This window comes from Pseudomonas sp. VS40, assembly GCF_018587885.1.
Classification (GTDB): Bacteria; Pseudomonadota; Gammaproteobacteria; order Pseudomonadales; family Pseudomonadaceae; genus Aquipseudomonas; species Aquipseudomonas pergaminensis.
In genome coordinates this window covers 56471-80945 of sequence record NZ_JAGYWD010000012.1, presented here as the reverse complement: position 1 = coordinate 80945, position 24475 = coordinate 56471, and the positions used below count along the sequence as shown (strand labels likewise).

The window sequence follows — 24475 nt, the reverse complement described above, 5'->3', positions numbered from 1 at the left end:
CGGACACAAGGAAGGCCATATCATGCAAACCTCTATTTTTACCCGTATCAACGCCCTGAGTTGCACCGACCTCAGCGACGCGATGGACCGCCTGAAAATCGTTTGCCAGTGCACCGACATCATGCCCCTGGATCGCACGTTCAATCTCACAGGCAAAGCCTGGACCCTGCGCTACGGTCCTATTGGCCTGGACGGCGGCTCGGTGGGGGATTACATCGACGACCTTGAGGCGGGCCAAGTGGTGGTGATCGACAACCAAGCGCGGCTCGACACCACAGTGTGGGGCGACTTGCTGACCTCTACCGCCGCCCGTAATCAGTTGGCCGGGACGGTGATTGACGGTATCTGCCGCGATGTCGACCGTGCGCTGGAGCTCAACTACCCGATCTTTTCCCGAGGTAACTGGATGCGCACCGGCAAGGATCGTGTGCGTGTCGAAGCGATCCAGGCGCCCGTGACGCTGGGCGGCGTGCGGGTACAGCCCGATGATTGGTTGCGCGGCGATGGCGATGGCCTGGTGGTGATTCCGGCCGGGTCGCTGAGCGAAGTGCTGACGGTCGCCGAAGAAATCCACCAGGCCGAAGAGCATATCCGTGCGGCTATCGAGGCGGGAGTGCCTTTGCGCCAGGCGCGGGCCGACTATGGTTACCACGCACTACAAACCCCACGTAGCTGACGATAGCGTTGACTGATGGCGAGTGTGTCTGATTGCTACCCGAAATCTATCAGCTATACGCCGGCACTTTGCGAGACATCGGTTAATGGCGACAATCTTCTGCAAAGCAAACAGCTTCAAGCACATCACGGCCGCAGAACGTCTGTAACAGGAATTGGAAAAGTCAGTATCGCTCCCCTCAGGCAACGCCGGTTTGCAAAGTTACGGATGGCGATGCGAATGAACTAGAGGAAAGCCGAGTAGTATCCTGTAGCGGACTGGATAGCGGTCGAAACTGCTTGGTTTGAGCTGAAAAAAGACTCCGCTACCAAGGCCTATGCCGAGGACATCTGGCGCTCCCTGCGCCCAAATGAACACCTCGATCATCCAGGGTGTGACAAAGGTAGGCGAGAGAGATGCAGCTATCAGACATCGCTGCACACCGCTAAAACGCTCAGCGAATCTGCTTGCCCATGTTAAATCGAAGCAACATCAACGCCGCATCGCAGGCATCGCCGGCAAAGTGGCTTTTGCTGAAGGCCTGGGCATTCACCGTGGCCCCGTCGAGCAACATCATGATGTAGGTCGCGAGGGTCTTCGCTGTATCGGGGGTGTGGTGGCGGGCTATCTCGTGTTCTACCAGCACATGCAGTTTGTGCTTGTAGTCGAGGGCGATCTCGCGGATGTCAGAGTGCTCCGGAAACTCGGCCACTGCGCGGCCGAACAGGCAACCGGCGAAGCTGGTGGAGCAGAACCACTGCCCGCGCCAATCGAAGATCGAAATGATCTTTTCTTCCAGGCTGGGCTTTTCATCCATGCGCGCTTTCAATTGCTCGATCAGATGCGCCGAGCGTTGCGTCAACACGGTTTTGACCAAGTCTTCCTTACCGTTGAAGTTACGGTACATCGTCATTCTGGCGACGCCCGACGCTTCGATGATCCAGTCAACACCTACGGGGTGGAAACCGTGCTGGGAAAACAGGCTGGTAGCAGTGTCGACGACATGCTGCTTCTTCGATACGGACAACTCGGAACTCCAGGTTCAAGTAGTTGGGATGGGCGAAAACCGTAACATTACAATATAGATCAGTCTATCTCAGTCTCCATTCGGTGTTTCGCCCATATGTCGCAAAAACTCAGGTAAAGCTCACGGTATCCCCGCCGTCTACGGCCGTATCCCGCCTTTTTGCTGGCCTTCACGCACCAGGATTTCGCGGAACCCTTCGTAGGTCATGACCGGGATGTTGGTGCGGGTGATGCGGCCGTTGCAGTGGCTGACGTGAAAGCCGTTTTCCTTCCAGAACAGCGATTTCTGGCACACCGAAATGATGTCCTCAAGCACGTGTTCCTGTGTCCTGAGGGGTTTGTCGAGCCTTTCCAAATAGTTCGCTTGCGCTTGGGCGCATTCAGCTTTGAAGGTCGGCACCCTGCGTTCCCAATGGCCGATCCAAGAGTCCATCTTGCCCATGCGTTCGTCCTCGATCACGTGAAAGGAAAGAGAGACTGGTATGTCTCTGTTGCGAGTGTTTAGTCCTCCGAAATTTATGTGTCAATATATTTCTAGTTATTGGATCCAATCATTTGGTTTATATGACGAGATTAATAAAGCGTCGTTTTTATCGAACAAGCATCTGTTATTCAAAGGTTTTTAGGACGGTTTCTGGATCGTTCTTTCGGCGTTTAGGCGAAAATTAAATTTTACTTATTGAAGTTTTGTGTTGACGGAGAACCGATTTTTTGAAAATTATGTAGAACGATCAGTATCACAAGGAGGGCGATTCCATGGTTTCCAAGATCACATTGGGTACTCAAGGGCTGCGTGTCGGCCGCATCGGCCTTGGCTGCATGGGCATGAGCCAGTGGTATGGCGCGACGGATGACAACGAATCGGTGGGTACCCTGCACCGTGCGCTGGAGCTGGGCGTGGACTTCTTCGATTCGGCCGAGGCGTATGGGCCGTTTACCAACGAGCGGCTGTTGCAGCGCGCGTTTGCCGGTCGGCGTGAAGAGGTGGTGATCGCCACCAAGTTTGGTTTTCGCATCGTCGACGGCCAGATCGTTGGCGTCGACAGCTCGCAGAGCAATTTGCAAAAGGTCGTCGAGTCCTCCCTCAAACGGCTGGGCACGGACCACATCGATGTGCTGTATCAGCACCGGCTCGACCCCACCATTCCCATCGAAGAGGTGGTAGGCGCGATGGGGCGCCTGGTTGAGCAGGGCAAGGTCAAGTACCTGGGCCTCTGTGAGGTGGGGACAAGCACGATCGAACGCGCCCATAAAACCCACCCGATATCTGTAGTCCAGGGCGAGTACTCGTTGTGGGAGCGCAATGTCGAGCAAGAGATCTTGCCGCTGCTGCACAACCTGGGGATCGGCTACGTCGCGTTCTGCCCCTTGGGCCGAGGTTTTTTGACCGGCAAGGCCGTCAGCGCCACGCACTACGACGCCAATGACTTCCGCCAGCAGGACCCGCGCTTTCGCGAGGAAAACTTCGCGGCCAATACCTTTCTGACCGAGTCGATTCTGGCGCTGGCCGCCTCCTGGTCGATGACGCCTGCGCAACTGGCGCTGGCCTGGCTGCTGACGCGCAGCCCGCACCTGGCGGTGATCCCCGGCACCAAACGAGTGGCCTACCTGGAAGAAAACGTCGCCGCCGACCACTGCGTACTCAGCGATGAGCAGCTTCAGGCGATCGAGGCCTTGCTGGGGCAGTGGGCGGTTGCCGGTGAGCGTTACGAGCAGCGAATGATGCAGTTCATCGACCGATAGGCACTGCCAGGGAGGCCAGCCATGCAACCGCACCGCTTGCTCGACGAAACGGAACAGCGCTTTCACCAGAATTTTTTGCAACATAACGGCAACACGCAGGTGACCTCGTTGCTGACAGTGCCTGGGTGTGTGGGCCCTGTGCAGGCCCGCAAAGCGTTCGCGCAATTGGTGGCGGAGTACCCGTTCCTGCACCAGAAGATTGTGCCTGTCGGTGATGACCGGTACGGGTTTGTGCCGGTCGACAATCACGTGCAGTCGTCGACCAGCACGACGCCACCGTCGCAGCGTACCGACGTGTTGCTCAAGCTTGAATTGAACCGCTTGCTGGGGGATCAAGAGGGCTGGCGCGCGTTAGTGGTTGCCGATGCCGAGATCAACCAGACCCACATTCTGCTGACGCGTAACCATGCGATCTCCGACGGCTACAGCACCGCCAGGCTGGTCAACAGCCTGGCCGGTTACCTCGGTGCGATGCCCGCGAGCCTCGATAGCCGGGTGTCGCAGGCGTTCCATATCCGCCTGAAGCATTGGCGCGGGTCACCCCTTGAGACAGGTAAAGCCAGCTACGCCGATTTTGTCCGGCTGCAGGTCAGCCACCAGGCCACAGAACGCCTGGATCAACTGCGCGCGGGGTCTGGCTTCACCACCAATGCCATTTGGGGTGGGGTGCTGGCGCACAGTTATCTGAGCTTCGCGGATGTGCCGGCGTTCGACTTGTTCACCGCGTATTCACTGCGTGAGCCCGCCAGCCATGGCCATCCGTTGACCAAGGCCTGCCTGATCGATGTGCGCAGAACCGCCTTTGCACGGCAAAACGCAGGCGTGATCGGCTGTATTGAGCGCTATGCGCAGGCGGTCGCCGAGGGCCGCGCGCAACTGGGCGCCCCCCCAGCCAGTGCGGCCAACGACGGCCCGCGACCCGCACTGGCTTTTACCAATACCGGGCCGCTCGACCGCTTCTTGACTCACCCCGCGCCGGCTGTGCTCGGTTTCTCAACCCTGGTTAACCGCTCCGGCGGCAACTACGACTTCGTCCTGCACCTGGGCAGGTTCAATGGCAACTGGCATGCGGCGCTGGCGTTCAGTTCGCTGAAAGTCGAGCGCGCTACGGCACTGGCGTTCAAGGCGCAGATCGAGGCGACCCTGGAGTCGCTGCCGGCTGCGCTCCACACCTCCTGAGGAATTGATAATGGATACTTCCAGTAATAAGAAGTTGACCCTGTTCGCCACCTGCCTTGGCTTTGTGGTGGTACTGCTCGATGTGAGCGTGGTCAACGTGGCCCTTGAAAGCTTCAAGGCCGAGTTCGCCACCGACGTGCTGCAACTGCAATGGATCGTCAACGCCTACACGCTGTTGTTTGCCTCGTTTTTGCTGACCGGTGGCGCGTTGGGTGACCGGTTTGGCCACAAGAAAATCTTCCTGTGGGGGTATGCGGTCTTTACCTTGGCCTCGCTCGGTTGCGGCCTGGCGGACACCTTGCCCGCGCTGATCGGCTTTCGCGCGCTGCAAGGCATCGGCGCGGCACTGTTGGTGCCCACTTCCCTGGCGCTGGTGCGAATTACCTTTGAGGTGCCCGCCGAACGCAGCAAGGCCATTGCCTTGTGGGCGGGCGTTGCCGGCATTGCGCTGGCCGCCGGCCCGGTGGTGGGCGGCTTGCTGATTGGTGTGTTCGGCTGGCGCAGCATCTTTTTCATCAACTTGCCCATTGGCCTGATCGGCATCGTGCTGTGCCTGATCAATGCGCCACGTATCCCGGCCAACCACAAAGGCGGTTTCGATTTGTGGGGGCAGTTGCTGGCGCTGTTTACCTTGGCCAACTTGACCTACGCGGTGATCGAGTTGGGCCGCCAGAACGGTGTCGACCTGCGCGTTGCGGTGCATGCCGTGTGCTTTGTCGGCGGCTTGCTCGGGTTTTTGTGGGTCGAGTCGCGCACGGCCCGGCCGATGGTGCCGCTTACGGTGTTCAACAACGCGGCGTTCAGCCTGGCCTCGATCCTGGGCGTGATCGTGAACTTCGTGTTCTACGGGCTGATTTTCGTGTTCAGCATCTTTTTACAGCAGGTCAATCACTACTCGGTGATCAATACCGGGCTGGCCTTTATTCCCATGACCGGGGTGCTGTTCTTCGGCAATCAGCTGGCTGCCCGCTGGCTGCCCAAGTTGGGTGAGCGGCGCCTGCTAGCGCTGGGCCTGGCCATCGCGTTGCTCGGCGTGGTGGCACTGACACCCTTCGTGGGTGGCGCGCCTTACGCCAACATCGCCGTGCAAATGTTTGTGATCGGCTTCGGTATCTCACTCACGGTGCCCACCCTGACCGCCACCGCCGTCAACCACGTCAGCAGCGATAAATCCGGCGTGGCCTCGGCCATCGTCAATGCCTCGCGCCAAGTGGGTGGCCTGATCGGAGTGGCCATCTTCAGCCTGTTGATCAACGTGACCGATGCAGCCCAGTTCGGCCACGGGTTCGCCCAAGTTATCGCCCTGTCCTCGCTGCTGTTGGCCGCGGGCTGGGCGTTGACGCTCGTGTTGTTGCGCAAGCAACCCCTGGCCGCGCAATCGGCCGCCTGAAGCAGTGCTCAATAAACCCTGGAAGCAATGGAGATTGAACATGCAAGCAGTCATGAAGACCGAGGCAAATTCCGGCTACGCGCCGCGCCAACTGGATGCCCAGCAAATCCTGGATTTTCGGGCCAATGGGTGGATGAAACTGGAAAATGTGATCAACGCCGAGACGGTGCAGATGTTGCTCCAGGAGGCCAAGACCCGCATGGGCGAGGTGGCGCGCACGGTCGATCGCAACGACCCGGGCAAGCAGATCGAGAATGCCTACCGCTGGTATGCGCGCTGGGATGAAGTCTCCAGCACCTGCCCGCAGATCAAGGCGCTCAGCCATTCGCCTCAGCTGGCCAGCATTGCGTCGCAACTGGTGGGCGAGGAAGTGCGGTTCTATTCCGACCACGTGTTCGCCAAGAACCCCGAGTCCGAGGCCGGTGGCGACACCCCTTGGCACCAGGACTTTCCTCACCATCCGCTGGATCGGCAGGGCGCGTTGAATATCTGGATCGCCTTGGTCGACCTGACGCCGGAAATGGGCACCATGCAGTTTCTCAGCCGCAGCCATCGAGCGGGCATGCTGGGGCGTTACTTCAACCGCCGCGACAACGTGACCTTGCTCGACGAGCACCCTTGGGTGCTGGACGAGTTCGAGATGTCGCCGCCCATTGCACTCAAGGCCGGCGATGCCACTGTGCACGACATGAACGTGATCCATGCGGCGCCTGCCAATAGCTCCAATGTGCCGCGCTGGGTGTATTCCACCCTGTGGCTGCCGGTGTCGGCGCGCTACACCGGCGCCTCGAACCATCGCACCGACCCGCTTGGGCTGACGCTCGACATGCCCATGGAGCACCCCAAGTTTCCCGTTATCCCGACCCGCTGACAGCCGTGTACTCCGACCGGCACTTGCCGGTCGGCGTTCTATTACATGAGGGGAAACCGAACATGCCACATGTCTATCTTGAGTACACCGCAGGGGTAGCTGACGAGGTTGATTTCAAAAGTGCCTGCCAGCGTTTGCATCGAACACTGGTCGAAGTGTCGGGGTTGCGACTGGACCTGGTCAAAACCCGCCTGGTCAGCTACGACCACGCGTTCGTTGGCGATTGTGACGAGCGCCAGCATTTCATCCACCTCAACGTCTCCACGGTGACCGGCAAGGCCGGCGACGATGAGCAGCGACGCGCGATCAGCACGGCGCTGCTTGAGGTGATGGCCGATATCTTTGCGCCTGCGCTGCTGCGGCATAAGGTGGATCTTTCTGTGCAAGTCACCGAGGTTCCGGCCAGCGGCTATGTGCGCAAGCGATCGGCGACTTTGCTGCCGTGAGTGCAACGTAACTAACGAGTGTGGTCATCCAGAGGATCGTTCAGGTGCAGGCAGTTCGCTCAAAAGTGTTTTTATAACCTTATGTCGTAAGAGTATTGGTCTTTGTAGTTTCGGGTGCGCCGGGTTCCTACACTTCCGGCCTGTCAACCCGCGTACAGCTGCCACCCATTCCTGTTTGACAGCAGGGGGCGGTAGCTCCTTAAACAGTGTGGGAGCTTCATCATGAAAAAGATCACCCCCAATCCCCCCTCCGCAACCCTCTTCACCATCGCTCCGGATATCCCCCCCCGAAACCCTGCTAATTCAAGCCAGCGAAACCCTCGCCTCACTCAACGCCATGACCACCGGCCTGGCTTTCGAACTCGAGGGCGCCCACCGTCACAAGGTGCTGGCCACCCAGCAACTGGTCGTGCTGGGCGAGTTGTTGGTTGAGCGCGTGCTGGTCCTCACCCAAGACACACAAACATTCCAGTAACAAAAAGGCCGAGACGCGTTCAGCGACTCGGCCTTTTGCTGTCAGTCTGGAATCCGCCCCCACTTGCGATTACCCTGCTCTCCTCTATCAGACAACCGGAAGTCCGATACCCGTGTTCAAGCCACTCGCCGCGCTCGCCCTCGCCTGCGCCCCTCTGCTCGCAACCGCCGCCGACCTGGCCGGTGTCTGGACGGGCACCTTGGGCAAGTCCGCGATCACCGTCTGTTTCAACGGCGCCCACGGTGCCAATGGCAGCTACTACTACCAGCGTATTCTCACGCCCATTCAGCTTACCCAAGCCAACGCCAGTGAGCCGTGGGTGGAGGACGGGCAAACCGGGTTCTGGCAGTTGGATGATCCGCAAGGCGATACGCTGACCGGCACCTGGAGCAAAGCCCTGGGCGGTAAAAGCCTGGCGTTGGTGCTCAAACGTGCAGACGCCGATGGCTGCGCCAGCGACACCTACAACAACCCGCTTGAAGCCGTGCCGCCTGCGGTAAAGGTCGAGAGGAAGACCTTCGCCGAGCACGCCTATCAAGTGAAGACCCAAGGTGGGCAGGTCATCCTGAAACTCGAAGGCGACGGGGCGGCCATCGACGAAATAAACCGCGACCTCGCGCGCATGGCCATCAACCCGGAAGGCCAGGCTGATTTCTACAGAGAGCGGCGCAATTCACTGGACCAGAGTGGCGGCACTACAACCAGCGAGATCACGGTGGAGCCGTACTACTGGTCATCGCACTGGATCACCGTGCGTTTCTATCGCTGGTCGGCAGGCTACGGGCGCGGGGGCATCAGTTGGGGCCTGCACAGTTGGAACCTGCAAACCGGTGAAAAGGTTGACCCTTGGACGTGGCTGGGAGGCCATGAGCAATGGGACAGCCCCTACTCGGGCCAGGTCAAACTGCCCGCTGCGTTCAGCGCCTGGCTTTCCAAGCAAACCACCGTCGACGAAGGGTGCCCGGCGGTGACCAGCTACTCCACCTTCGACTTGAGCTTTAACACCCAGGGCCTGCAGCTCTCGACGCCCGCGCAGGGCGATGGCTGTGATAACGAGCTGAGCTTTACCTGGGAGCAATTGGAGCCGGTGCTGACGGCCCAAGGCAAAGCTGCCGTGCCCAGTTTGAAAACGCCATAACGGCAAAATCAGCCTTACAAAAATCCAACACTCGTTCACGAAATATTCAGAAACACCAACGGATACTAGCCCATTGCAATGACCGTTCCCCCCGGACGGTCCTCCTGCCTTGGTAGCCACATTCATGACGCGTCCCGCTCCCCTGCTGTTCCTGCTTGCTGGTCTGTTGTTCTTCTTTGCCCTGGGTAACCACGAGCTGCAAGGCTCCACCGAAGCCCGCGTGGCCGGGATCGCCATGGCCATGCACCTGGACAACAATTGGGTGGTGCCCCAGTTGTTTCGTGAGCCCTTCCTGGAAAAACCACCCCTGAGCCTGTGGATCGATGCCGGGGCGATTCGTCTGTTTGGCGGCACCACCTGGGCGGTGCGCCTGGCGTCGGCGTTTGCCGGGTTGTTCAGCGTGATGCTGCTGTATGGAATGCTGCGCAGGTTCGGGCGTCCGCAGACGCTGGCGTTCAGCGCCGCCTTGATTCTGGCGACCATGGCCAGCTACTGGAGCAATGTGCGCGGCGTCGGTGAGGATTCATTGCTGACCCTCGGCGTCACCACCGCGTTGCTGGCGTTCTACCAAGCCGTACGGCCCGACAGCCAAGGTTCCAGCACAGGCGCATGGGCACTGTTTACCGCGGGAATGGTGATCGCCACGCTCAGCAAGGGTGTGCTGGGCCTGGCGATGCCAGGCATTGTGATTTTTGTGTACCTGGCCAGCACGAGCTTGATGGACAAGCGCCTGCACCTTGGCGACTGGCTCAAGCCGGCACTGTTTACTGTATTGGCGTTGGTGCCGCTGATCATCTGGCTGGGCTTTCTGTACCAGCGCGGCGGGATGCAGGCGGTGACCGAGGTGCTGCTGACCAACAGCGTCGGCCGGTTCAGCGGTTCGTTTGTCGAAGCCGGGCACTACGAGCCGTTCTACTACTACATCGCCAAGCTGCCCGAGGCGTTCCTGCCGTGGAACATCCTGGTGTACTTGGGCTTATGGCACTTTCGTAAAAGCCTGGTGCGTAATCGTTACCGCCTGTTCTTCAGCGTGTGGCTGGTGGCGCAGTTCACCTTGCTGACCCTGGCGTCGAGCAAACGCACCGTGTACCTGATGGCACTCACACCCGCCGCCGCCGTACTGGCCGCGGAGTACGCGCGGGTACTGCTGGACTGGCTGAAAACCCACCAACCCGCGTTGCACAAGCATCACACAAGCGTGGTGGGTGGCGTGTTCACCCTGGCCGTGGGTTGCTACCTGATCGCGGCCTTCTGGTTTGCACCCAAAGCCGACGTGCGCCAGTCGTTCGTGCCGGCGATCAGCCAGGTCCAGGCGTTTAAAGACGAAGGCAGGGAAGTGGTGTTGTTCCAGCCCAACGAACGTATCGCCGGCGCCAGTGTGTTTTATCTGCGGGCCTACTTGCCGATCCTGCAGACCGAGGCCGAGCTGCACAACTACCTCGGCGCCAAGCCCGGCAACATTGCGTTGCTGGACCATACCAACGGCCTGGCCACCCCGGTAAGGGTGATCAAGCAGATCTCGATCAACCGCCAGCCTTACTACTTTGTAGAGCAGTAAGGCTGGCGCAGGGCATCAGTGCTTGGTGACCTTGTCCAGGTAACCCATGGCAAACGCCGAGACCACAAAGGTCATGTGGATGATCACGTACCACATCAGGTGCTGCGGATCGACGTTTTTGGCGTCCATGAAGATGCGCAGCAAATGGATGGAGGAAATCGCCACGATGGAGGCCGCCACTTTCATCTTCAGCGACGAAGAGTCCATGGTGCCCAGCCAGTTGAGCTTCTCTTTGTTGTCATCGATATCCAGCTGCGAGACGAAGTTCTCGTAGCCGGAGATCATCACCATCACCAGCAAGCCACCGACCAGGGCCATGTCGATCAACGACAGCAGCACCAGGATCAGCTCGGACTCGGCCATCGAGAACACGCTCGGCAGCAAGTGAATCACTTCCTGGAAGAATTTCAGCGCCAGCGCCAGCAACCCCAGGGACAGGCCGAAATAGATCGGCGCCAGCAGCCAGCGCGAGGCGTACATAGCATTTTCGATAAAGCGTTCCATTGGATCTCACACAGCTTGGCTAAAAATGGCGGCGAGTATACCAGCCACTACAAGACACCTGTAACCACGAGAAAACTGACCTGTGCGGCATCTGTAAGGGAATTTTTCTGCTAGTGTCGAGCCCAATAAATCGGCTCGATGACGTCGGACAGGAAAAACTCAGATGATGGATGTGCGATCCCCTTTGGCCAGTATCGGCCTGTGCGCGGCATTGCTGCTGGCCGGCGGCTGCTCCCCCAGCGACGAGCAGAAGCAAACCACCCTCGAAGAGAAAACCGCCAAGTTCGAACAATCCCTCGACAGCATCCAGGACCCCAAGCTGCGCGACGCCGTCGCCGACCTGGGCGGTTCGCTGCTGTTACTGGAACGAGCGCGGGTCAAGCTCGCCACCAAGCCCATCGAAGCCGAGTACGGCGAAGACACCCTGGCCCTGCTCAAGCACTACCCCACGCCCCAGGCGCTGGTCGACACTTACATCAATGGCCTGTTCGTGCTGCGCAAGACGTCCCATTCCGACTACCTGACCGACTTGCAGCCGGTGTTCCCCTTCAACTTCAACATCCCCGACCAGTTCCCCTTCCCCCACGGCCTGGAATGGCAGTCGGTGACCTTGAGCAACAACAAGGTCATCCCCTTTCAACCGGAATGGTCGGAAACCGACCCTGGCATCCAGCTGAGCCCCAGCAGTTCCAACCTGACCAACCCCGACGACCTGACGGTGACCTATCCCTTCATCGACGGCATCGAGACAGAAAACAAGAGCCAGCCGCAGCCCGTGAGCCTCAAGGGCACGGTAGAAGTGGTCGCGCCCGGCAAGGTGTTGACGTTTGACCTGTCGAAAAAGGACGTGGGCCACACGCGTACCGAAGGCAATATCAGCCTCAAGCTGCTGCTCCTGGAGAAAAACTACGCCGAGATCGAGCTGACCAACAGCCAACCGCTGGCGCCCGAGGTGGGCGACGAATCGCCCAACCCGCTGCTGGTACAGGCGCGGGACAGCACCGGGCAATTCCTCACGCGTTCGGGCTCGATCAACGAAAGCAGTGCGCAAGTGGCGTTCTACGAGAAACAACTGGCCGAAATGCAAAAGCAGAAAGCCTGGTCGGACGCCTTCGAAAAACAGCTCACCGATGAACAGAAAGCCTTCGAACACAAGCAGGGCAGCCACTACGCCAAGGTGTACTTCAATGGCGTGATCGACAACCTGCAGGTCAACGTACTGGACTTCTCCACCGCTACCCGCACCCGCAAAGACCTCGACCTGCCAGTGCTGCGCTTTGACAAGAACAGCCTGCAACCCACCGTGCAGGCCTTGCCGATGCCGGTCACCGTGTATGACGACGGCGCCGCCAGTTGGCTCAAAGACGCAAGCCTGACCGAGGACCAGCTGAAAAACAGCGTCACCATCAGCCAGTCGGTCGAAGATGCCAGCGCCGCGCACATCGAATTCGACCACCCGTTCACGTTCAATGACGACCTGGTCGGCAATGAGCGCAACAGCAGTGAATCGCCGGTGACTTTCTTCACCGCCGACGAAAAAGGCGAACGTGGCGAGCCGATCGAATTGCCCACCGAAGCGTTCGAACTGAACCCGGCGCGCGGCACCCTCACCTACGACCTGAACCTGTTCCCGGAAAACCCGGCGTATGTGGTGGGCTCGATCCCGCTGTTCCTGGCGACCATCGAGAAAGCCGAGATAGACGTGGCGAAGCTGCCCAAAGGGCTGACGCTCAAGGACAACGCGCTGGTGGTCGACCAGAAGGAATTCCCCGCCGACAGCTGGCGCTTCTACGCCAAGGACGCCAGCGGCAACTACCTCAAGGAAATCCTCGGCGTCAGCCACCGCGCCGAGGAATACGGCACGGCGACGTTTGATGTGCATTATTTCTACGGCCAGCCGACGACCCTGGAAAGCTACCAGCGCACCGACCTGAGCACCGTGCAATACGGTTTCGAGGTCAAGCTGGACAAACCCGAAAGCAAATAACCGGGTGGCTACAGGGCCAACCGGTCATGCCCGCCGTTGAGCTGGCGCAGATGGGCCTGCATGTGCAGGCACCAGATCTGCGGGTCGCCCGCCAGCTCGTAACCGTGCAGGGTCAGGCTGTCCACGATGGATTCCAGAATGTTTTCCGCCACGAATGGCCCTGGAAACGGGCCTTGGGACTTGATGGTGGACGGCTGCTCACCGGTCATTCCGGCGGCAAACAACAAGGTCCACATCCCGTTATCCCCCGCGAGAGGGCGAATGGAGCATTCGATACGGGTGACCAGGCCGAAGCACTGGCGAGTAAGGCAGAGGTTGCGCGGCATGGCGGCGACCCTCGGTAGATCGGTGTTCAACCTGCGCCTGGGGCGAGGCTGTTTCTATCCAGCGACTCCTGTGGATATCCCTTGAGCACAGAATAGAAGAAAACCAAAACAAACCAAGGTTGTAGGGACCAACGGGCATCGGCCCCCAACCCTAGTCAATTTAATGACGAACTTGCCAACTATTTCTAAACACACCGCAGGCCCAATGTGGGAGCGGGGTTGCTCGCGAATGCAGCATGTCAGTCAGCATAGTTTTCTCTGACACACCGCTTTCGCGAGCAAGCCCGCTCCCACACTTGACCGCGTCACGACAAAAAATCAGGTGGGCTTGGCTTCGGCCAGGGCCTGTTGTGCCAGCTCCTTTTCGGCCTCCTTCAGGTCTTCCTCGCTGATCATCTCGGCAATAGCACGCAACCGCTCCACCACGCGCGCGTTCACCGAGCCTTCCGGGAATTGCCCCTCGGCATCCGGCTCACCCGCCGGCTCGCCCACCAGCAGGCTCAACGCTTCATCCGCCTGACGCACGGCATAGATATGAAACTGCCCGGCACGCACGGCCTGCAACACCTTTTCATCAAGCATCAGCGTGGCCACGTTGGCCTGGGGAATGATCGCCCCCTGCTCACCCGTCAGCCCGCGCGCTTCACACAGGCGGAAGAAGCCTTCGATCTTCTCGTTGACCCCGCCCACGGCCTGCACCTCACCAAACTGGTTGATCGAACCGGTGATGGCAAAACACTGCTTGAGCGGCGTTTTCGACAGGGCCGAGATCAAGGTGCAGGCCTCGCCCAGGGACGCACTGTCGCCATCCACGTAGCCGTAGGACTGCTCCAGCGCGATGCTCGCGGAAATCGCCAACGGGAATTCCTGGGCATAGCGGCTGCCCAGGTAACCTGTGAGGATCATCACGCCCTTGGAGTGGATCGGCTGGCCGAGGTTAACCTCGCGCTCGATGTCGACAATACCGCTGCCACCTGGGTACACCGTGGCGGAAATCCGCGCCGGCACGCCGAAGGCCGAATCACCGACCTCCAGCACCGTCAGCCCGTTGCACTTGCCCACTGCCGCACCCGCGGTGTCGATCAGGATGACCCCGGCGAGCATGTCGTCGAGAATCCGCGCCGACACCCGCCCAGTGCGCGTGGCCTTGGCCTTGAGTGCGCGTTCGATATGGCCGGCGTCGGTCATCTCGTCACCCGCCAGGTGGCGAATGAAATCCGCCTCGCTGACCAGTTGGAACAAGTCACCAATACGCGCCGACAAACGCCCCTGGTGCTCGGCCAGGCGTGCGCTGTAGGTCGCCAGCCGCGCCACCGCGTCCGACGTCAGCGGCGCCATGCCTTCCTCCGACGTACGGGTTTTGAGCAACTGCGCAAACTGCTCCAGGCTTTCATCGACCATCGGGATGTCTTCGTCGAAGTCCACCAGCACCCGGAACATCTCCTGGAAGTCCGGGTCGGCGTCCTGCAACGCGTAGTACAGCTGGCGCGAACCGATGATGATCACCTTGACCTGCAACGGGATCATCTGCGGGTTGAGAGTCACGGTGGCCAGGCGGCCCAGCTCGCCCAGCGGCGATTCCATTTTCAGCTTGCGCGACTGCAGGGAACGCTTGAGGGCGTCCCAGACAAACGGCTCGCCGAGCATTTTCTCGGCTTCCAGGATCAGGAAACCGCCATTGGCACGGTGCAAGGCGCCAGGGCGCAGCTGCCGATAGGTGGTGTAGAGCGCGCCCTGGTCGGTGCTGTATTCGATACGGCCGAACAGGTTGTCGTAGGTCGGGTGCGGTTCAAACACCACCGGGGCGCCACCGTTGACCGGATGGCCGACCACCAGGCTGGGGCAGTATTGCTCTTCGAGCAGCTTGCGCGCCTGGGCGTCAGTCTTGGCGTCGTCGACCAGTTGCTCGACCACGGTTTTGAGCAGGTACACCTGCATAGCCTGCAGGTAACCGCAGACGGCGGCGTTTTCCGCGTACTTTTCCGACAGCGGCGCCAGCAACGGCTGCAGGGCCAGGGTGATGGTTTCTTCGTTGAACTGGCGCAGTTGGTTGTTGGACTCGCGTTTCCACTGCGGCAGGCTCGCCAGCTCTTCGTTGAGGCGTTCTTCGAGCTCGGAAATATCCGAGTGGAAGCGCTCGCGGTCGGCTTCCGGCAACTGCGAGAACTCGGCCTCGTCCAGCGCCTTGCCGTCGAGCATCGGCGTGAATGCGATGTTGGAGCTGTCGCGGTACAGCGCCACGTCTTTATCCAAGGCAAGGCGCTCGATCACATCCAGGGCCTTGTCGTAGCGCTGGTTGAACGCCCGGTCGATGGCGCTTTTGCGCTGTTGATACGTCGGGTGCTCGAAGACCGCCGGGAAGGTGGCCACCAGGTTGTCGACCAAACCGTTGATATCGGCAATGAACGCCGCTGCCGCGCCGCCCGGCAATTCCAGGGCACGAGGCTCGCGAGGCTCATCGAAATTATTCACATAGACCCAGTCCGCCGGGGTCTGCAGGCGCTTGCCTTCGGCCTTCAGGTAACGTTTGACGAACGAAAAGCGGCCGGTACCCGGCTCGCCCATGACAAATACGTTGTAACCGGGGCGTGGCATGGCCACACCGAACTGCAAGGCTTCAACCGCACGTTCCTGGCCAAGCACACCGCGAAAGGGCTCCAAATCATTGGTGGTCGAGAAGCTGAACTGTTCAGCGGAGAAAGGGCGAGTCAGCGCTTCGGGCGCTAGACGCAAGCTGGCAGCAACAGGATCAGGCATCGGGCTTCCTTACATCAGGCGGGGCAGATGACGGCATTCTGGCTCCCGGTTACGCACCCTGGCAAGGCGCGCTTGTGGGAAAGCATAGACAGGGGATGCGTCCTACAAAAAAAACGCAACAACTCTGATTGTTTTATAAAAACACACGGAACCCTTGGAACGTGCCTAAACTCCAAACTGCGCGGGTTGGACTAATAACCGATCCCTAGGGCGCTATGAAGTGCCTGAACCCTTGTCCATTGGTTTGCACACAAAGAGAACAAAGCTATGAAACGGATCCTTCTCGGTACTCTCTTCACCGTCGTCTCCCTCAATGCAATGGCAGAAGCACCAGGTGGCCCGAACTGCGGTTGGGGCAACATGTTGTTTGAAGGCCAGCGCGGTACTCCAGCTCACTTCCTGGCCTCCACCACCAACGGTACTTCGGGTAACGCCACCTTCGGCATGACCTCGGGCACCAACGGTTGCAGCACCAACAGCGCCCTGACCTACGGCGGCAAGTCCTGGATTGCCATGAATGGCATGATGAACGAGCTGTCCGAAGACATGGCCAAGGGTAACGGCGAAGCGCTGACTACCTACGCTGTGGTACTGGGCGTTGCACCAGAAGATCGCGAGCACTTCGCTGCCGTGACCCACGAGCACTTCCAGCAAATCTTCAGCAAGGCTGACGTGACCGCTGATGACGTGCACAACAACACCATTGCTGTACTGAAAAGTGATGCCCGTCTGGCGAAATACGCTACCCAGGCTTAAGCTCGACCAGCCCGCGCCTACCAAGGCGCGGGTTTTATTTTTGGACCCGCCTCCTCCTTGGGTCTTTATTATTTCCGACTTAAGTTGCCCCTATGCTCAAACGCTTTGCCTGGATGGCACTCTTTGCCTGCGCTCCGCTGTACGCGGCCCCGCATCTTGATGATCAACGTTTGCAGCAATTGGCCAACGATCCGTTCTGGCTGTCCCTCGGCCATTACGAAGCCGGCAAGATCAGTGGCTGGCGCAGCTATGTCAGCGACAAGAAATTCTTCCTCGCAGCCGACGGTGCCCACCACCCGGATGCCGAGCTCAAGGCTACCGTTGACGCGCTCTACGCGCCGGCCAGCCTGGGTGAAAAACACGCCCAATGCGTCTACCCCGCACGTACCCGCTGGCTCAAGGATCAGTTGCACCTCACTGACCTGCCCGCCGTGGACTGCACAGAATTCAAGCAATGGTTCAAGGACGTCGCCCCCCACAGCGCGGTGATGATCTTCCCGGCGGCTTACCTCAACAGCCCGTCGTCGATGTTCGGCCACACCCTGCTGCGCATCGACCAGGCCGATGTGCAAAGCAACAACACCGCCCTGCTCAGCTATGCGATCAACTTTGGCGCCTACATCGAAGGCTCCGACAACAGCATCCTCTACGCCTGGAAAGGCCTGATGGGCGGCTATCCCGGCCTGTTCGCCCTGGTGCCTTACCAAGAGAAGCTGTCGGAATACCGCAGCCTCGAAAACCGTGACCTGTGGGAATACCGCCTCAACCTCACGCAGGTCGAGACCGAGCGCATGGTCGAGCACGTGTGGGAACTCAAGCAGATCCAGTTCGACTACTTCTTCTTTGACGAAAACTGCTCCTACCGCCTGCTGGAACTGCTGCAAGTGGCACGTCCCGGCCTGCGCCTGACCGAACAGTTCCCGCTCACGGCCATCCCGACCGACACGGTCAAGGCCGTGAAAGATGCCGGCCTGGTGGAGAAAATCGACTACCGGCCCTCCCGTGAACGCGAACTGCTGGAGCGCGCCAAGCCGCTGGACAGCGACGAGCAGCAATGGGTACTGAAGGTCAGCGACGACCAGAAGCAATTGCAAGAGCCGGCCTTCAAGGCCCTGCCCCGCGACCGCCAGGCCCTGATCATCGACGCCGCCTACCGCCTTGGCCGCTACCGCGCCAACGGCCTGGAACGCGACACCGAACGCTCCCAGCGCAGCTTCGAACTATTGCGCGCGATCAACCAGAACCCGGCGCCCGACCTCAAGATCACGCCCCCTGGTCTCCCGGAAAACGGCCATGAGTCGCGCACCTGGCAGGCCGGCATCGGCACCCGTGGCGACAAGGCCTTCGGCGAATACGGCCTGCGCATGGCCTATCACGACCTCAACGACAACGCCGAAGGTTTCCCCCTTGGCGCACAGATCGAGATCCTGCAGATGAAACTGCGCCAGTACGAAGGCAACCACTGGCAACTGCAGCAACTGGACCTGGCCACCATCCGCTCCCTGACCCCGCGCAACGCCCTGCTGCAGCCGTGGTCATGGCAAGTCACCGGCGGCCTGGAGCGGGTACCGGGCAAGCACGACGACGAAACCCTCGTCGCCCACGTCAACGGCGGCGCCGGCGGTACCTGGCAACTGGGCGACGACATGCTCGGCTTCGCCCTCGGCACCGTGCGCGTGGAACACAACAACGACTTCAACGAAGCCATCTCCCCAGCGGCCGGCTTCAACACCGGCGTGCTGTGGAAAAACCCACTGGGCAACCTGAGCCTGGAAGCCAAGGGCGACTTCTTCACCAACGGCGAAGTACGCCGCAGCATCAGCCTCAACCAGCAGTGGGAACTGTCCCGCAACCTGGGCCTGCGCCTGAGCGCACAGCGCGAGTACAGCCATTTGTCGACACCGGTCAATGAAGTGATGCTGGAAGTGAAGTGGTATCACTACTGACCGGAACCTGGCGACGATCAACAGGTGGGAGTGGGCTTGCTCGCGAATGCGCAGTGCCAGTCACTGGAAACTTGGGCTGATACACCGCATTCGCGAGCAAGCCCGCTCCCACACTGATCGCCCTGTATTCAAATACATCGCATGGCCTATCCAACCAGGAGTTCAACCAACATGGTCGTTAACTGCACCACCCTTGGAGAAGTCCGAAACAATATCGACCGCGTCGACGAGCAAATCGTCACCCTCCTGGCAGAGCGCGGCCGCTACGTGTCACAGGCGGCGCGTTTCAAGAAAGATGCTGAAAGTGTCAAGGCTGCGCAACGAGTTGAGCAGGTGATTGACAAGGTGCGGGAGTTGTCCAACGCAGCGGGCGCCAACCCCGAGGTCACGGAGCAGGTGTATCGCGCGATGATTGCGGCGTTTATCCAGCAGGAATTGGCGGAGCATTCTGCACTGCTAGGCACTGCTTAACCTGGAGAAGCCGGCTCCTGCAAATTTTGGATTTGCCCACGCCTTTCTCACCTCCCTTTCACACCGCCCCGACAAATCCCCTTCTAGACTCTCCCTATCAGCCGTGAAACGGCCAGGGAGTACGCCATGTGGCGGTCTGCGGTATTGCTGTGTGCAGTGATGTGGTTGGCCGGCTGCCAATCGACCCATGAGGAGTTGCTGGCCAAAGGTTACCCACCGGCGTTTGCCGATGGTTTTGATGATGGCTGCAGCAGTGGTCGCCAGGCGGCGGGGGTGATTACCGGGGAATTTCGCAAGAACGTGCCGCGGTATCTGAAGGACCGCCAATACGCCGAAGGGTGGGAGGATGGTTTTCGCCAATGCAAGGCCATGCGCGAGAACGAGGAGTTGCGCGATTACAAGGAGCACCACTGGGACGACCGTGATCGCGAATGGCAACAGGAGAAAGACCGCGACGCAGCCCGGGCCTATCGCTCGCAATAGGTCGCTTTCAGACATCCATCGAAACTAAAGCGCGGCGACCATGGCCCAAACTCCATAGAGGGAGAACGTCATGAGCCGAGCTTTTGTAAACGAAGACAACGCTGCCGCCCAGGCCGACCAGCCGGTGGAGCGCCAGGTCAGTGAGCAACCTAACCGCCTCACCGCGCAAGGGCTGGCGCAGTTGCAGGCCAAGGTTGCACAGTTGCAGCAGGAATACAGCGCCGAATCCGCCAGGGGTGAGCACGCTGATAAACAGCGCCAGGCGGACCTTGAGCGGGATTTGCGCTACTTCAATCAACGGGTGCAGAGCGCCCAGGTCGTGGCGCCCGTCACCTCCACCGACAAGGTGCAGATCGGCAGTTGGGTGACGTTCGCCAATGAGCAGGACGAACAGCAGCGCATTCAATTGGTCGGCGAAGACCAGGCCGATGCCGGCGCAGGCTTGATCAACTGGGGCTCGCCCTTGGGCCGCGCCTTGCTGGGCGCCCAGGTCGGCGACGAGGTGCTGTGGCAACGCCCCGTCGGCGATCAGTTGATCGAAGTGCTGCGTATCGAGGCCGAGGCTTAGACGATGCCTTGAGCCAGCATCGCATCGGCGACTTTCACGAAGCCCGCGATGTTGGCGCCTTTTACGTAGTTGATCCGGCCGTTTTCTTCGCCGTAATGCACGCAGGCATGGTGGATCGACTGCATGATGTTATGCAGCTTGCTGTCTACCTCGCCCGCCGTCCACAGCAGGCGCATGGCGTTCTGCGACATTTCCAGGCCACTCACCGCGACGCCGCCGGCATTGGAGGCCTTGCCCGGCGCGAACAGAATCCCCGCCTCGATAAAGATATCCACAGCCTCCAAGGTGGTCGGCATGTTGGCGCCTTCGGCCACGCAGATGCAGCCGTTGCGCAGCAAGGTGCGGGCGGCTTCGGCGTCGAGTTCGTTCTGGGTGGCGCAGGGCAGCGCGATGTCGCAGGCCAGTTCCCAGGGGGTCTTGCCTTTACGGAACTCCAGGCCGAAACGCTCGGCCAGTTCGCTGATGCGCCCACGCTGCACGTTTTTCAGCTCCAGCAGGGCCGACCATTGCGCTTCGGTCAAACCGCTTTCGGCGTAGAGAGTGCCTTCGGAGTCGGACAGGGAAATCACTTTGCCGCCCAGGTCCATGACCTTGCGCGCCGCGTATTGCGCCACGTTACCGGAACCGGACACCGCCACACGCTTGCCTTCGACCCGCTGACCATTGCGCTTGAGCATCTCTTCGGCGAAGTACACGCAACCAAAACCCGTCGCTTCCGGGCGGATCAGGCTGCCGCCATACGTCATGCCCTTGCCGGTCAACACCGAGGTGAACTGGTTGCTCAGGCGCTTGTACTGGCCGAACAGGAAGCCGATTTCGCGGGCGCCCACGCCGATATCACCGGCCGGTACGTCCACGTCTGCGCCGATATGCCGGTACAACTCGCTCATAAAGGCCTGGCAGAAGCGCATGACTTCCGCATCGCTCTTGCCCTTGGGATCGAAGTCCGAGCCGCCTTTGCCGCCGCCCATGGGCAACGAGGTCAGGGAGTTCTTGAAGGTCTGTTCGAAGGCGAGGAATTTCAGTACGCCCAGGTTCACCGACGGGTGGAAACGCAGGCCGCCTTTGTAAGGGCCGATGGCGCTGTTCATCTGGATACGGAAGCCGCGATTGACCTGGACCTTGCCGTGATCATCCACCCACGACACCCGGAAGGTAATCGCGCGCTCCGGCTCGCAGATGCGCTCCAGGATGCCCGAGGTCAGGTAGTGGGGGTTGGCTTCAAGGAACGGCCACAGACTACGTAGGACTTCTTCTACGGCCTGGTGGAATTCTGGCTGGTCGGGGTCGCGTTTCTTGAGGCGGGCAAGGAAGGATTCGACGGATTCGATCATGAAAAGTCTCGGCAAATTGATTGTTTTTAAATGAGATTGAGCCGGACCTTAGCAATTCACGCCGCACCTGAAAAGCGCAAAATGTCGCCTTTATGAATTTAAATGGTGCACTAGATATAAATAAACACCGTATTTCGCCCCCAAATGGGGATTTCAGCTCAAGCCGTGCACCAATAAGTCATCAGCCATCACAGGCAAGCCAGCTCCCACATTGATCGAGTCCATCTGCATCAACGCGGTCAAATGTGGGAGCTGGCTTGCCTGCGATGGGTCCACCTCGATCTCCCTGAAAAACACATAAAAAAACGGAGCCCGAAGGCTCCGTTTTTTTAAACCAACCCAAATCAGGCCAGTTTTTTGTGCCGTACACGGTGCGGCTGGGCAGCAGCGTCGCCCAAGCGCTTCTTACGGTCCGCTTCGTACTCGGTGTAGTTACCCTCGAAGAACACCGCTTGCGAGTCGTCTTCGTACGCCAGGATGTGCGTCGCGACGCGGTCAAGGAACCACCGATCGTGAGAGATCACAATGGCAGCGCCCGGGAAGTCCAGCAGGGCTTCTTCCAGGGAACGCAGGGTTTCAACGTCGAGGTCGTTGGACGGTTCGTCGAGCAGCAACACGTTGCCGCCCTCTTTCAGGGTCAGGGCCAGGTGCAAGCGACCGCGCTCACCACCGGACAGGTCCTTGACGAACTTCTGTTGATCGCCGCCCTTGAAGTTGAAACGACCAACATAAGTACGCGACGGGATTTCATAGTTGCCGATGCGAATCTGGTCGGAGCCGTCGGAAATCTGCTGGAACACGGTCTTGCTGCCGTCGAGGTCGTCGCGGCTCTGGTCCACACAGGCCAGTTGCACGGTTTCGCCGATCTCGATGCTGCCGGAGTCCGGGGTTTCCTTGCCCATCAGCATGCGGAACAGCGTGGATTTACCCGCACCGTTACCACCGATAACGCCGACGATCGCGCCTTTTGGCATGGAGAAAGACAGGTTGTCGATCAGCACACGGTCGCCATAGCCTTTGGACACGTTCTTGAACTCGATGACCTTGTCACCCAGGCGCGGACCGGCCGGGATGTAGATCTCGTTGGTTTCGCTGCGCTTCTGGAATTCCTGCGATTGCATTTCTTCGAAGCGCTGCAGACGTGCCTTGGATTTGGACTGGCGGGCCTTGGCGCCTTTGCGCACCCACTCCAGTTCTTCCTTCATGGCTTTTTCATGGGCCGATTGCTGCTTGGATTCGGCAGCCAGACGGTCGGACTTGGCTTCCAGCCAACCGGAGTAGTTGCCCTCGTAAGGGATACCGGCGCCACGGTCGAGCTCGAGGATCCAGCCGGCAACGTTGTCCAGGAAGTAACGGTCGTGCGTGATTGCAACCACGGTGCCCGGGAAATCGTGGAGGAAATGCTCCAGCCAGGCGACGGAATCGGCGTCCAAGTGGTTGGTCGGTTCGTCGAGCAGCAGCATGTCCGGGGCCGACAGCAGCAGGCGGCACAGGGCCACACGACGCTTTTCACCACCGGACAAGTGTTCGACCTTGGCGTCCCACGCCGGCAAGCGCAGCGCGTCGGCGGCGACTTCCAGCTGGCGCTCCAGGTTGTGACCGTCGCCGGCCTGCAGGATGGCTTCAAGCTTGGCCTGTTCGGCGGCGAGCTTGTCGAAGTCGGCATCCGGTTCGGCGTAGGCGGCGTAGACCTCGTCCAGGCGCGCCTGGGCGTCCTTGATCACGCTGACGGCCTCTTCGACCACTTCACGCACGGTTTTGGCCGGGTCCAGCTGAGGCTCTTGCGGCAGGTAGCCGATGTTCAGCTCGGGCATCGGGCGGGCTTCGCCTTCGAACTCGGTGTCGACGCCGGCCATGATTTTCAGCAACGTGGACTTACCCGAACCGTTGAGGCCGAGCACGCCGATCTTGGCGCCTGGGAAAAAGGACAGCGAAATATTTTTCAGGATTTCCCGCTTCGGAGGGACAACTTTACCCAGCCGATGCATGGTGAAGACGTATTGAGCCAAAATGTGGACCTCATGAAAAAGTGAGAACAGGCCTACGTAGCGTCATGGCGCTGTACATAGCATTGCGAATCCTCAAGGTTAACCTAAGTGACCGAGCGTATCGAAATCTATCTGTTAGATTAGCTGGCCATCCCCCTCAGCGGCTCCAGGAAACACCCTTCATGCTCAGCGTCATGTCTGCACTCGGGTTGCTGCTATTAATGCCGGGCCCCACCAATACGCTGTTGTTGCGCTCGGGATTACTCGCCGGCTTCAAGCGCGCCTGGCCACTGAGCCTTTTGGAGTGCCTGGCCTACCTGCTGCAAATATCCTTTTGGGGCTACCTGCTCGGCCATCTGGGTGACAGCGCGCCCTGGGGCCTGAAGCTGGTGCAGTTCGCGTCGGTCTGTTATTTGATCAGGACCGCCTACCTGCTGTGGTGCAATCCCGACGAAACACTCAAATCAGCGCCTGAAGCCCGCGTCTCCAGGCTGCATTTCTTTTTGCTGACGCTGATCAACCCCAAGGGTTTGCTGATCGTTTCGTTTATCGTGCCGCTGCAGACGTTTGCCGACGTGGCCCTGTATATGCAGTTCGTCGCGCAATTCACCCTTGTGGTGGTGCCGGTTGGGTGCGTCTGGGTGTTGTTTGGCGCGCGCATCAAACGGCGCGGTTACGCCTGGTTGACGCCGCACACGATCAACCGCACGGCCTCTGTGGTTATCGGCCTCTTCACGCTGGCAATCCTGACTCGGCTGGCGGACAGCCTGATCCACACCGGCGGCGTGCTTTAGTCCCGCCAGGCGGGGCTGGCACTTTGCCACAAGTCAAGGCATGCTAGCCGCCCTCCGGGCGTCCGGCTTATAGTGCACGT

At 59.9% G+C, this 24475-nt stretch carries 22 protein-coding genes and 1 pseudogene; 16 read left to right on the top strand and 7 right to left on the bottom strand.

Annotated elements, in window-relative coordinates; all coding sequences use genetic code 11:
* Nucleotides 1–22: 22 nt before the first annotated feature.
* Nucleotides 23–676 carry an RraA family protein gene (locus tag KHP07_RS26765; RefSeq protein WP_099490988.1) on the top strand — a complete coding sequence of 218 codons (654 nt, stop codon included), beginning with the start codon at nt 23–25 and terminating at the stop codon, nt 674–676.
* 433 nt (nt 677–1109) lie between these two features.
* On the opposite strand, the gene KHP07_RS26760 is transcribed toward KHP07_RS26765, so the two are convergent.
* Together KHP07_RS26760 and KHP07_RS26755 are read right to left on the bottom strand one after the other, a co-directional pair.
* A complete protein-coding gene (locus KHP07_RS26760) occupies nt 1110–1682 on the bottom strand; it encodes a TetR/AcrR family transcriptional regulator (protein ID WP_214498340.1) in 573 nt (190 codons plus the stop codon).
* 138 nt (nt 1683–1820) lie between these two features.
* A complete protein-coding gene (locus tag KHP07_RS26755; protein ID WP_177409492.1) occupies nt 1821–2123 on the bottom strand; it encodes a hypothetical protein in 303 nt (100 codons plus the stop codon).
* A gap of 314 nt (nt 2124–2437) precedes the next feature.
* On the opposite strand from KHP07_RS26755, the gene KHP07_RS26750 reads away from it, so the two are divergent.
* The 8 genes and pseudogenes from KHP07_RS26750 to KHP07_RS26715 all read left to right on the top strand — a co-directional run bounded on the left by KHP07_RS26750 (nt 2438) and on the right by KHP07_RS26715 (nt 10481).
* Nucleotides 2438–3424, top strand: a complete 987-nt coding sequence (locus KHP07_RS26750) for an aldo/keto reductase (RefSeq protein WP_214498339.1) — start codon at nt 2438–2440, stop codon at nt 3422–3424.
* Nucleotides 3425–3445: 21 nt separating this feature from the next.
* Entirely contained in the window at nt 3446–4603 is a 1158-nt protein-coding gene (locus KHP07_RS26745) for a hypothetical protein (protein WP_214498338.1), read from the top strand.
* A 10-nt stretch (nt 4604–4613) separates the two neighbouring features.
* Nucleotides 4614–5993: an MFS transporter gene (locus tag KHP07_RS26740; RefSeq protein WP_078050243.1), complete on the top strand. Its 1380-nt coding sequence runs from the start codon at nt 4614–4616 to the stop codon at nt 5991–5993.
* Nucleotides 5994–6033: 40 nt separating this feature from the next.
* Nucleotides 6034–6864, top strand: a complete 831-nt coding sequence (locus tag KHP07_RS26735; protein WP_056858256.1) for a phytanoyl-CoA dioxygenase family protein — start codon at nt 6034–6036, stop codon at nt 6862–6864.
* A 62-nt stretch (nt 6865–6926) separates the two neighbouring features.
* The gene (locus KHP07_RS26730) at nt 6927–7310 is read left to right on the top strand and encodes a tautomerase family protein (protein ID WP_058419938.1); all 384 of its coding nucleotides are present in this window, start codon (nt 6927–6929) and stop codon (nt 7308–7310) included.
* A 222-nt stretch (nt 7311–7532) separates the two neighbouring features.
* Nucleotides 7533–7785: pseudogene (locus tag KHP07_RS26725) on the top strand (DUF6124 family protein).
* Nucleotides 7786–7897: 112 nt separating this feature from the next.
* On the top strand, nt 7898–8923 hold the full coding sequence (locus tag KHP07_RS26720) for a hypothetical protein (RefSeq protein WP_100492131.1): 1026 nt from the start codon (nt 7898–7900) through the stop codon (nt 8921–8923).
* Nucleotides 8924–9047: 124 nt separating this feature from the next.
* The gene (locus tag KHP07_RS26715) at nt 9048–10481 is read left to right on the top strand and encodes an ArnT family glycosyltransferase (protein WP_214498337.1); all 1434 of its coding nucleotides are present in this window, start codon (nt 9048–9050) and stop codon (nt 10479–10481) included.
* A 15-nt stretch (nt 10482–10496) separates the two neighbouring features.
* On the opposite strand, the gene KHP07_RS26710 is transcribed toward KHP07_RS26715, so the two are convergent.
* On the bottom strand, nt 10497–10985 hold the full coding sequence (locus KHP07_RS26710) for a TIGR00645 family protein (RefSeq protein ID WP_010206662.1): 489 nt from the start codon (nt 10983–10985) through the stop codon (nt 10497–10499).
* A 163-nt stretch (nt 10986–11148) separates the two neighbouring features.
* Here KHP07_RS26710 and KHP07_RS26705 point away from each other — a divergent pair, with 163 nt between their 5' ends.
* Nucleotides 11149–12972 carry a hypothetical protein gene (locus KHP07_RS26705; protein WP_099490995.1) on the top strand — a complete coding sequence of 608 codons (1824 nt, stop codon included), beginning with the start codon at nt 11149–11151 and terminating at the stop codon, nt 12970–12972.
* Between the two features lie 8 nt (nt 12973–12980).
* Here KHP07_RS26705 and KHP07_RS26700 read toward each other — a convergent pair whose 3' ends face one another.
* Both KHP07_RS26700 and KHP07_RS26695 read right to left on the bottom strand, forming a co-directional pair.
* Nucleotides 12981–13298 (bottom strand): PA4575 family protein, encoded by a 318-nt coding sequence (locus KHP07_RS26700; RefSeq protein ID WP_025859221.1) that lies wholly within the window; start codon nt 13296–13298, stop codon nt 12981–12983.
* A 318-nt stretch (nt 13299–13616) separates the two neighbouring features.
* On the bottom strand, nt 13617–16055 hold the full coding sequence (locus KHP07_RS26695; RefSeq protein WP_078050248.1) for a Lon protease family protein: 2439 nt from the start codon (nt 16053–16055) through the stop codon (nt 13617–13619).
* A 267-nt stretch (nt 16056–16322) separates the two neighbouring features.
* On the opposite strand from KHP07_RS26695, the gene KHP07_RS26690 reads away from it, so the two are divergent.
* The 5 genes from KHP07_RS26690 (at nt 16323) to KHP07_RS26670 (ending at nt 20279) form a co-directional block, all read left to right on the top strand.
* Nucleotides 16323–16811: a DUF3015 domain-containing protein gene (locus tag KHP07_RS26690; protein WP_015885974.1), complete on the top strand. Its 489-nt coding sequence runs from the start codon at nt 16323–16325 to the stop codon at nt 16809–16811.
* A gap of 92 nt (nt 16812–16903) precedes the next feature.
* Nucleotides 16904–18757: an Lnb N-terminal periplasmic domain-containing protein gene (locus KHP07_RS26685; RefSeq protein WP_214498336.1), complete on the top strand. Its 1854-nt coding sequence runs from the start codon at nt 16904–16906 to the stop codon at nt 18755–18757.
* A 171-nt stretch (nt 18758–18928) separates the two neighbouring features.
* Nucleotides 18929–19228, top strand: a complete 300-nt coding sequence (locus tag KHP07_RS26680) for a chorismate mutase (RefSeq protein ID WP_099490998.1) — start codon at nt 18929–18931, stop codon at nt 19226–19228.
* A 126-nt stretch (nt 19229–19354) separates the two neighbouring features.
* Complete coding sequence (locus KHP07_RS26675; protein ID WP_214498335.1) at nt 19355–19711, top strand: hypothetical protein; 357 nt, start codon at nt 19355–19357, stop codon at nt 19709–19711.
* Between the two features lie 70 nt (nt 19712–19781).
* A complete protein-coding gene (locus KHP07_RS26670; protein WP_214498334.1) occupies nt 19782–20279 on the top strand; it encodes a GreA/GreB family elongation factor in 498 nt (165 codons plus the stop codon).
* Here the strand turns inward: KHP07_RS26670 and gdhA are convergent.
* The gene (gene gdhA, locus KHP07_RS26665) at nt 20276–21613 is read right to left on the bottom strand and encodes an NADP-specific glutamate dehydrogenase (protein ID WP_214498333.1); all 1338 of its coding nucleotides are present in this window, start codon (nt 21611–21613) and stop codon (nt 20276–20278) included. The two genes, KHP07_RS26670 and gdhA, sit on opposite strands and share 4 nt — an antisense overlap.
* A 344-nt stretch (nt 21614–21957) precedes the next feature.
* A complete protein-coding gene (ettA, locus tag KHP07_RS26660; protein ID WP_025859215.1) occupies nt 21958–23622 on the bottom strand; it encodes an energy-dependent translational throttle protein EttA in 1665 nt (554 codons plus the stop codon).
* A gap of 161 nt (nt 23623–23783) precedes the next feature.
* Between ettA and KHP07_RS26655 the strand changes: the two genes are divergently transcribed.
* The gene (locus KHP07_RS26655; protein ID WP_100492124.1) at nt 23784–24395 is read left to right on the top strand and encodes a LysE family translocator; all 612 of its coding nucleotides are present in this window, start codon (nt 23784–23786) and stop codon (nt 24393–24395) included.
* The last annotated feature ends 80 nt before the right edge of the window (nt 24396–24475 follow it).

Bases quoted from the DNA above. Each gene is read 5' to 3' on its own strand.
- KHP07_RS26750 (WP_214498339.1), top strand. From the start codon at position 2,438: ATGGTTTCCAAGATCACATTGGGTACTCAAGGGCTGCGTGTCGGCCGC.
- KHP07_RS26715 (WP_214498337.1), top strand. From the start codon at position 9,048: ATGACGCGTCCCGCTCCCCTGCTGTTCCTGCTTGCTGGTCTGTTGTTC.
- KHP07_RS26670 (WP_214498334.1), top strand. From the start codon at position 19,782: ATGAGCCGAGCTTTTGTAAACGAAGACAACGCTGCCGCCCAGGCCGAC.
- KHP07_RS26755 (WP_177409492.1), bottom strand. From the start codon at position 2,123: ATGGGCAAGATGGACTCTTGGATCGGCCATTGGGAACGCAGGGTGCCG.
- KHP07_RS26740 (WP_078050243.1), top strand. From the start codon at position 4,614: ATGGATACTTCCAGTAATAAGAAGTTGACCCTGTTCGCCACCTGCCTT.
- KHP07_RS26765 (WP_099490988.1), top strand. From the start codon at position 23: ATGCAAACCTCTATTTTTACCCGTATCAACGCCCTGAGTTGCACCGAC.
- KHP07_RS26675 (WP_214498335.1), top strand. From the start codon at position 19,355: ATGTGGCGGTCTGCGGTATTGCTGTGTGCAGTGATGTGGTTGGCCGGC.
- KHP07_RS26685 (WP_214498336.1), top strand. From the start codon at position 16,904: ATGCTCAAACGCTTTGCCTGGATGGCACTCTTTGCCTGCGCTCCGCTG.
- KHP07_RS26695 (WP_078050248.1), bottom strand. From the start codon at position 16,055: ATGCCTGATCCTGTTGCTGCCAGCTTGCGTCTAGCGCCCGAAGCGCTG.
- gdhA (WP_214498333.1), bottom strand. From the start codon at position 21,613: ATGATCGAATCCGTCGAATCCTTCCTTGCCCGCCTCAAGAAACGCGAC.
- KHP07_RS26700 (WP_025859221.1), bottom strand. From the start codon at position 13,298: ATGCCGCGCAACCTCTGCCTTACTCGCCAGTGCTTCGGCCTGGTCACC.
- KHP07_RS26655 (WP_100492124.1), top strand. From the start codon at position 23,784: ATGCTCAGCGTCATGTCTGCACTCGGGTTGCTGCTATTAATGCCGGGC.
- KHP07_RS26690 (WP_015885974.1), top strand. From the start codon at position 16,323: ATGAAACGGATCCTTCTCGGTACTCTCTTCACCGTCGTCTCCCTCAAT.
- KHP07_RS26710 (WP_010206662.1), bottom strand. From the start codon at position 10,985: ATGGAACGCTTTATCGAAAATGCTATGTACGCCTCGCGCTGGCTGCTG.
- KHP07_RS26745 (WP_214498338.1), top strand. From the start codon at position 3,446: ATGCAACCGCACCGCTTGCTCGACGAAACGGAACAGCGCTTTCACCAG.
- KHP07_RS26730 (WP_058419938.1), top strand. From the start codon at position 6,927: ATGCCACATGTCTATCTTGAGTACACCGCAGGGGTAGCTGACGAGGTT.
- KHP07_RS26680 (WP_099490998.1), top strand. From the start codon at position 18,929: ATGGTCGTTAACTGCACCACCCTTGGAGAAGTCCGAAACAATATCGAC.
- KHP07_RS26705 (WP_099490995.1), top strand. From the start codon at position 11,149: ATGATGGATGTGCGATCCCCTTTGGCCAGTATCGGCCTGTGCGCGGCA.
- KHP07_RS26735 (WP_056858256.1), top strand. From the start codon at position 6,034: ATGCAAGCAGTCATGAAGACCGAGGCAAATTCCGGCTACGCGCCGCGC.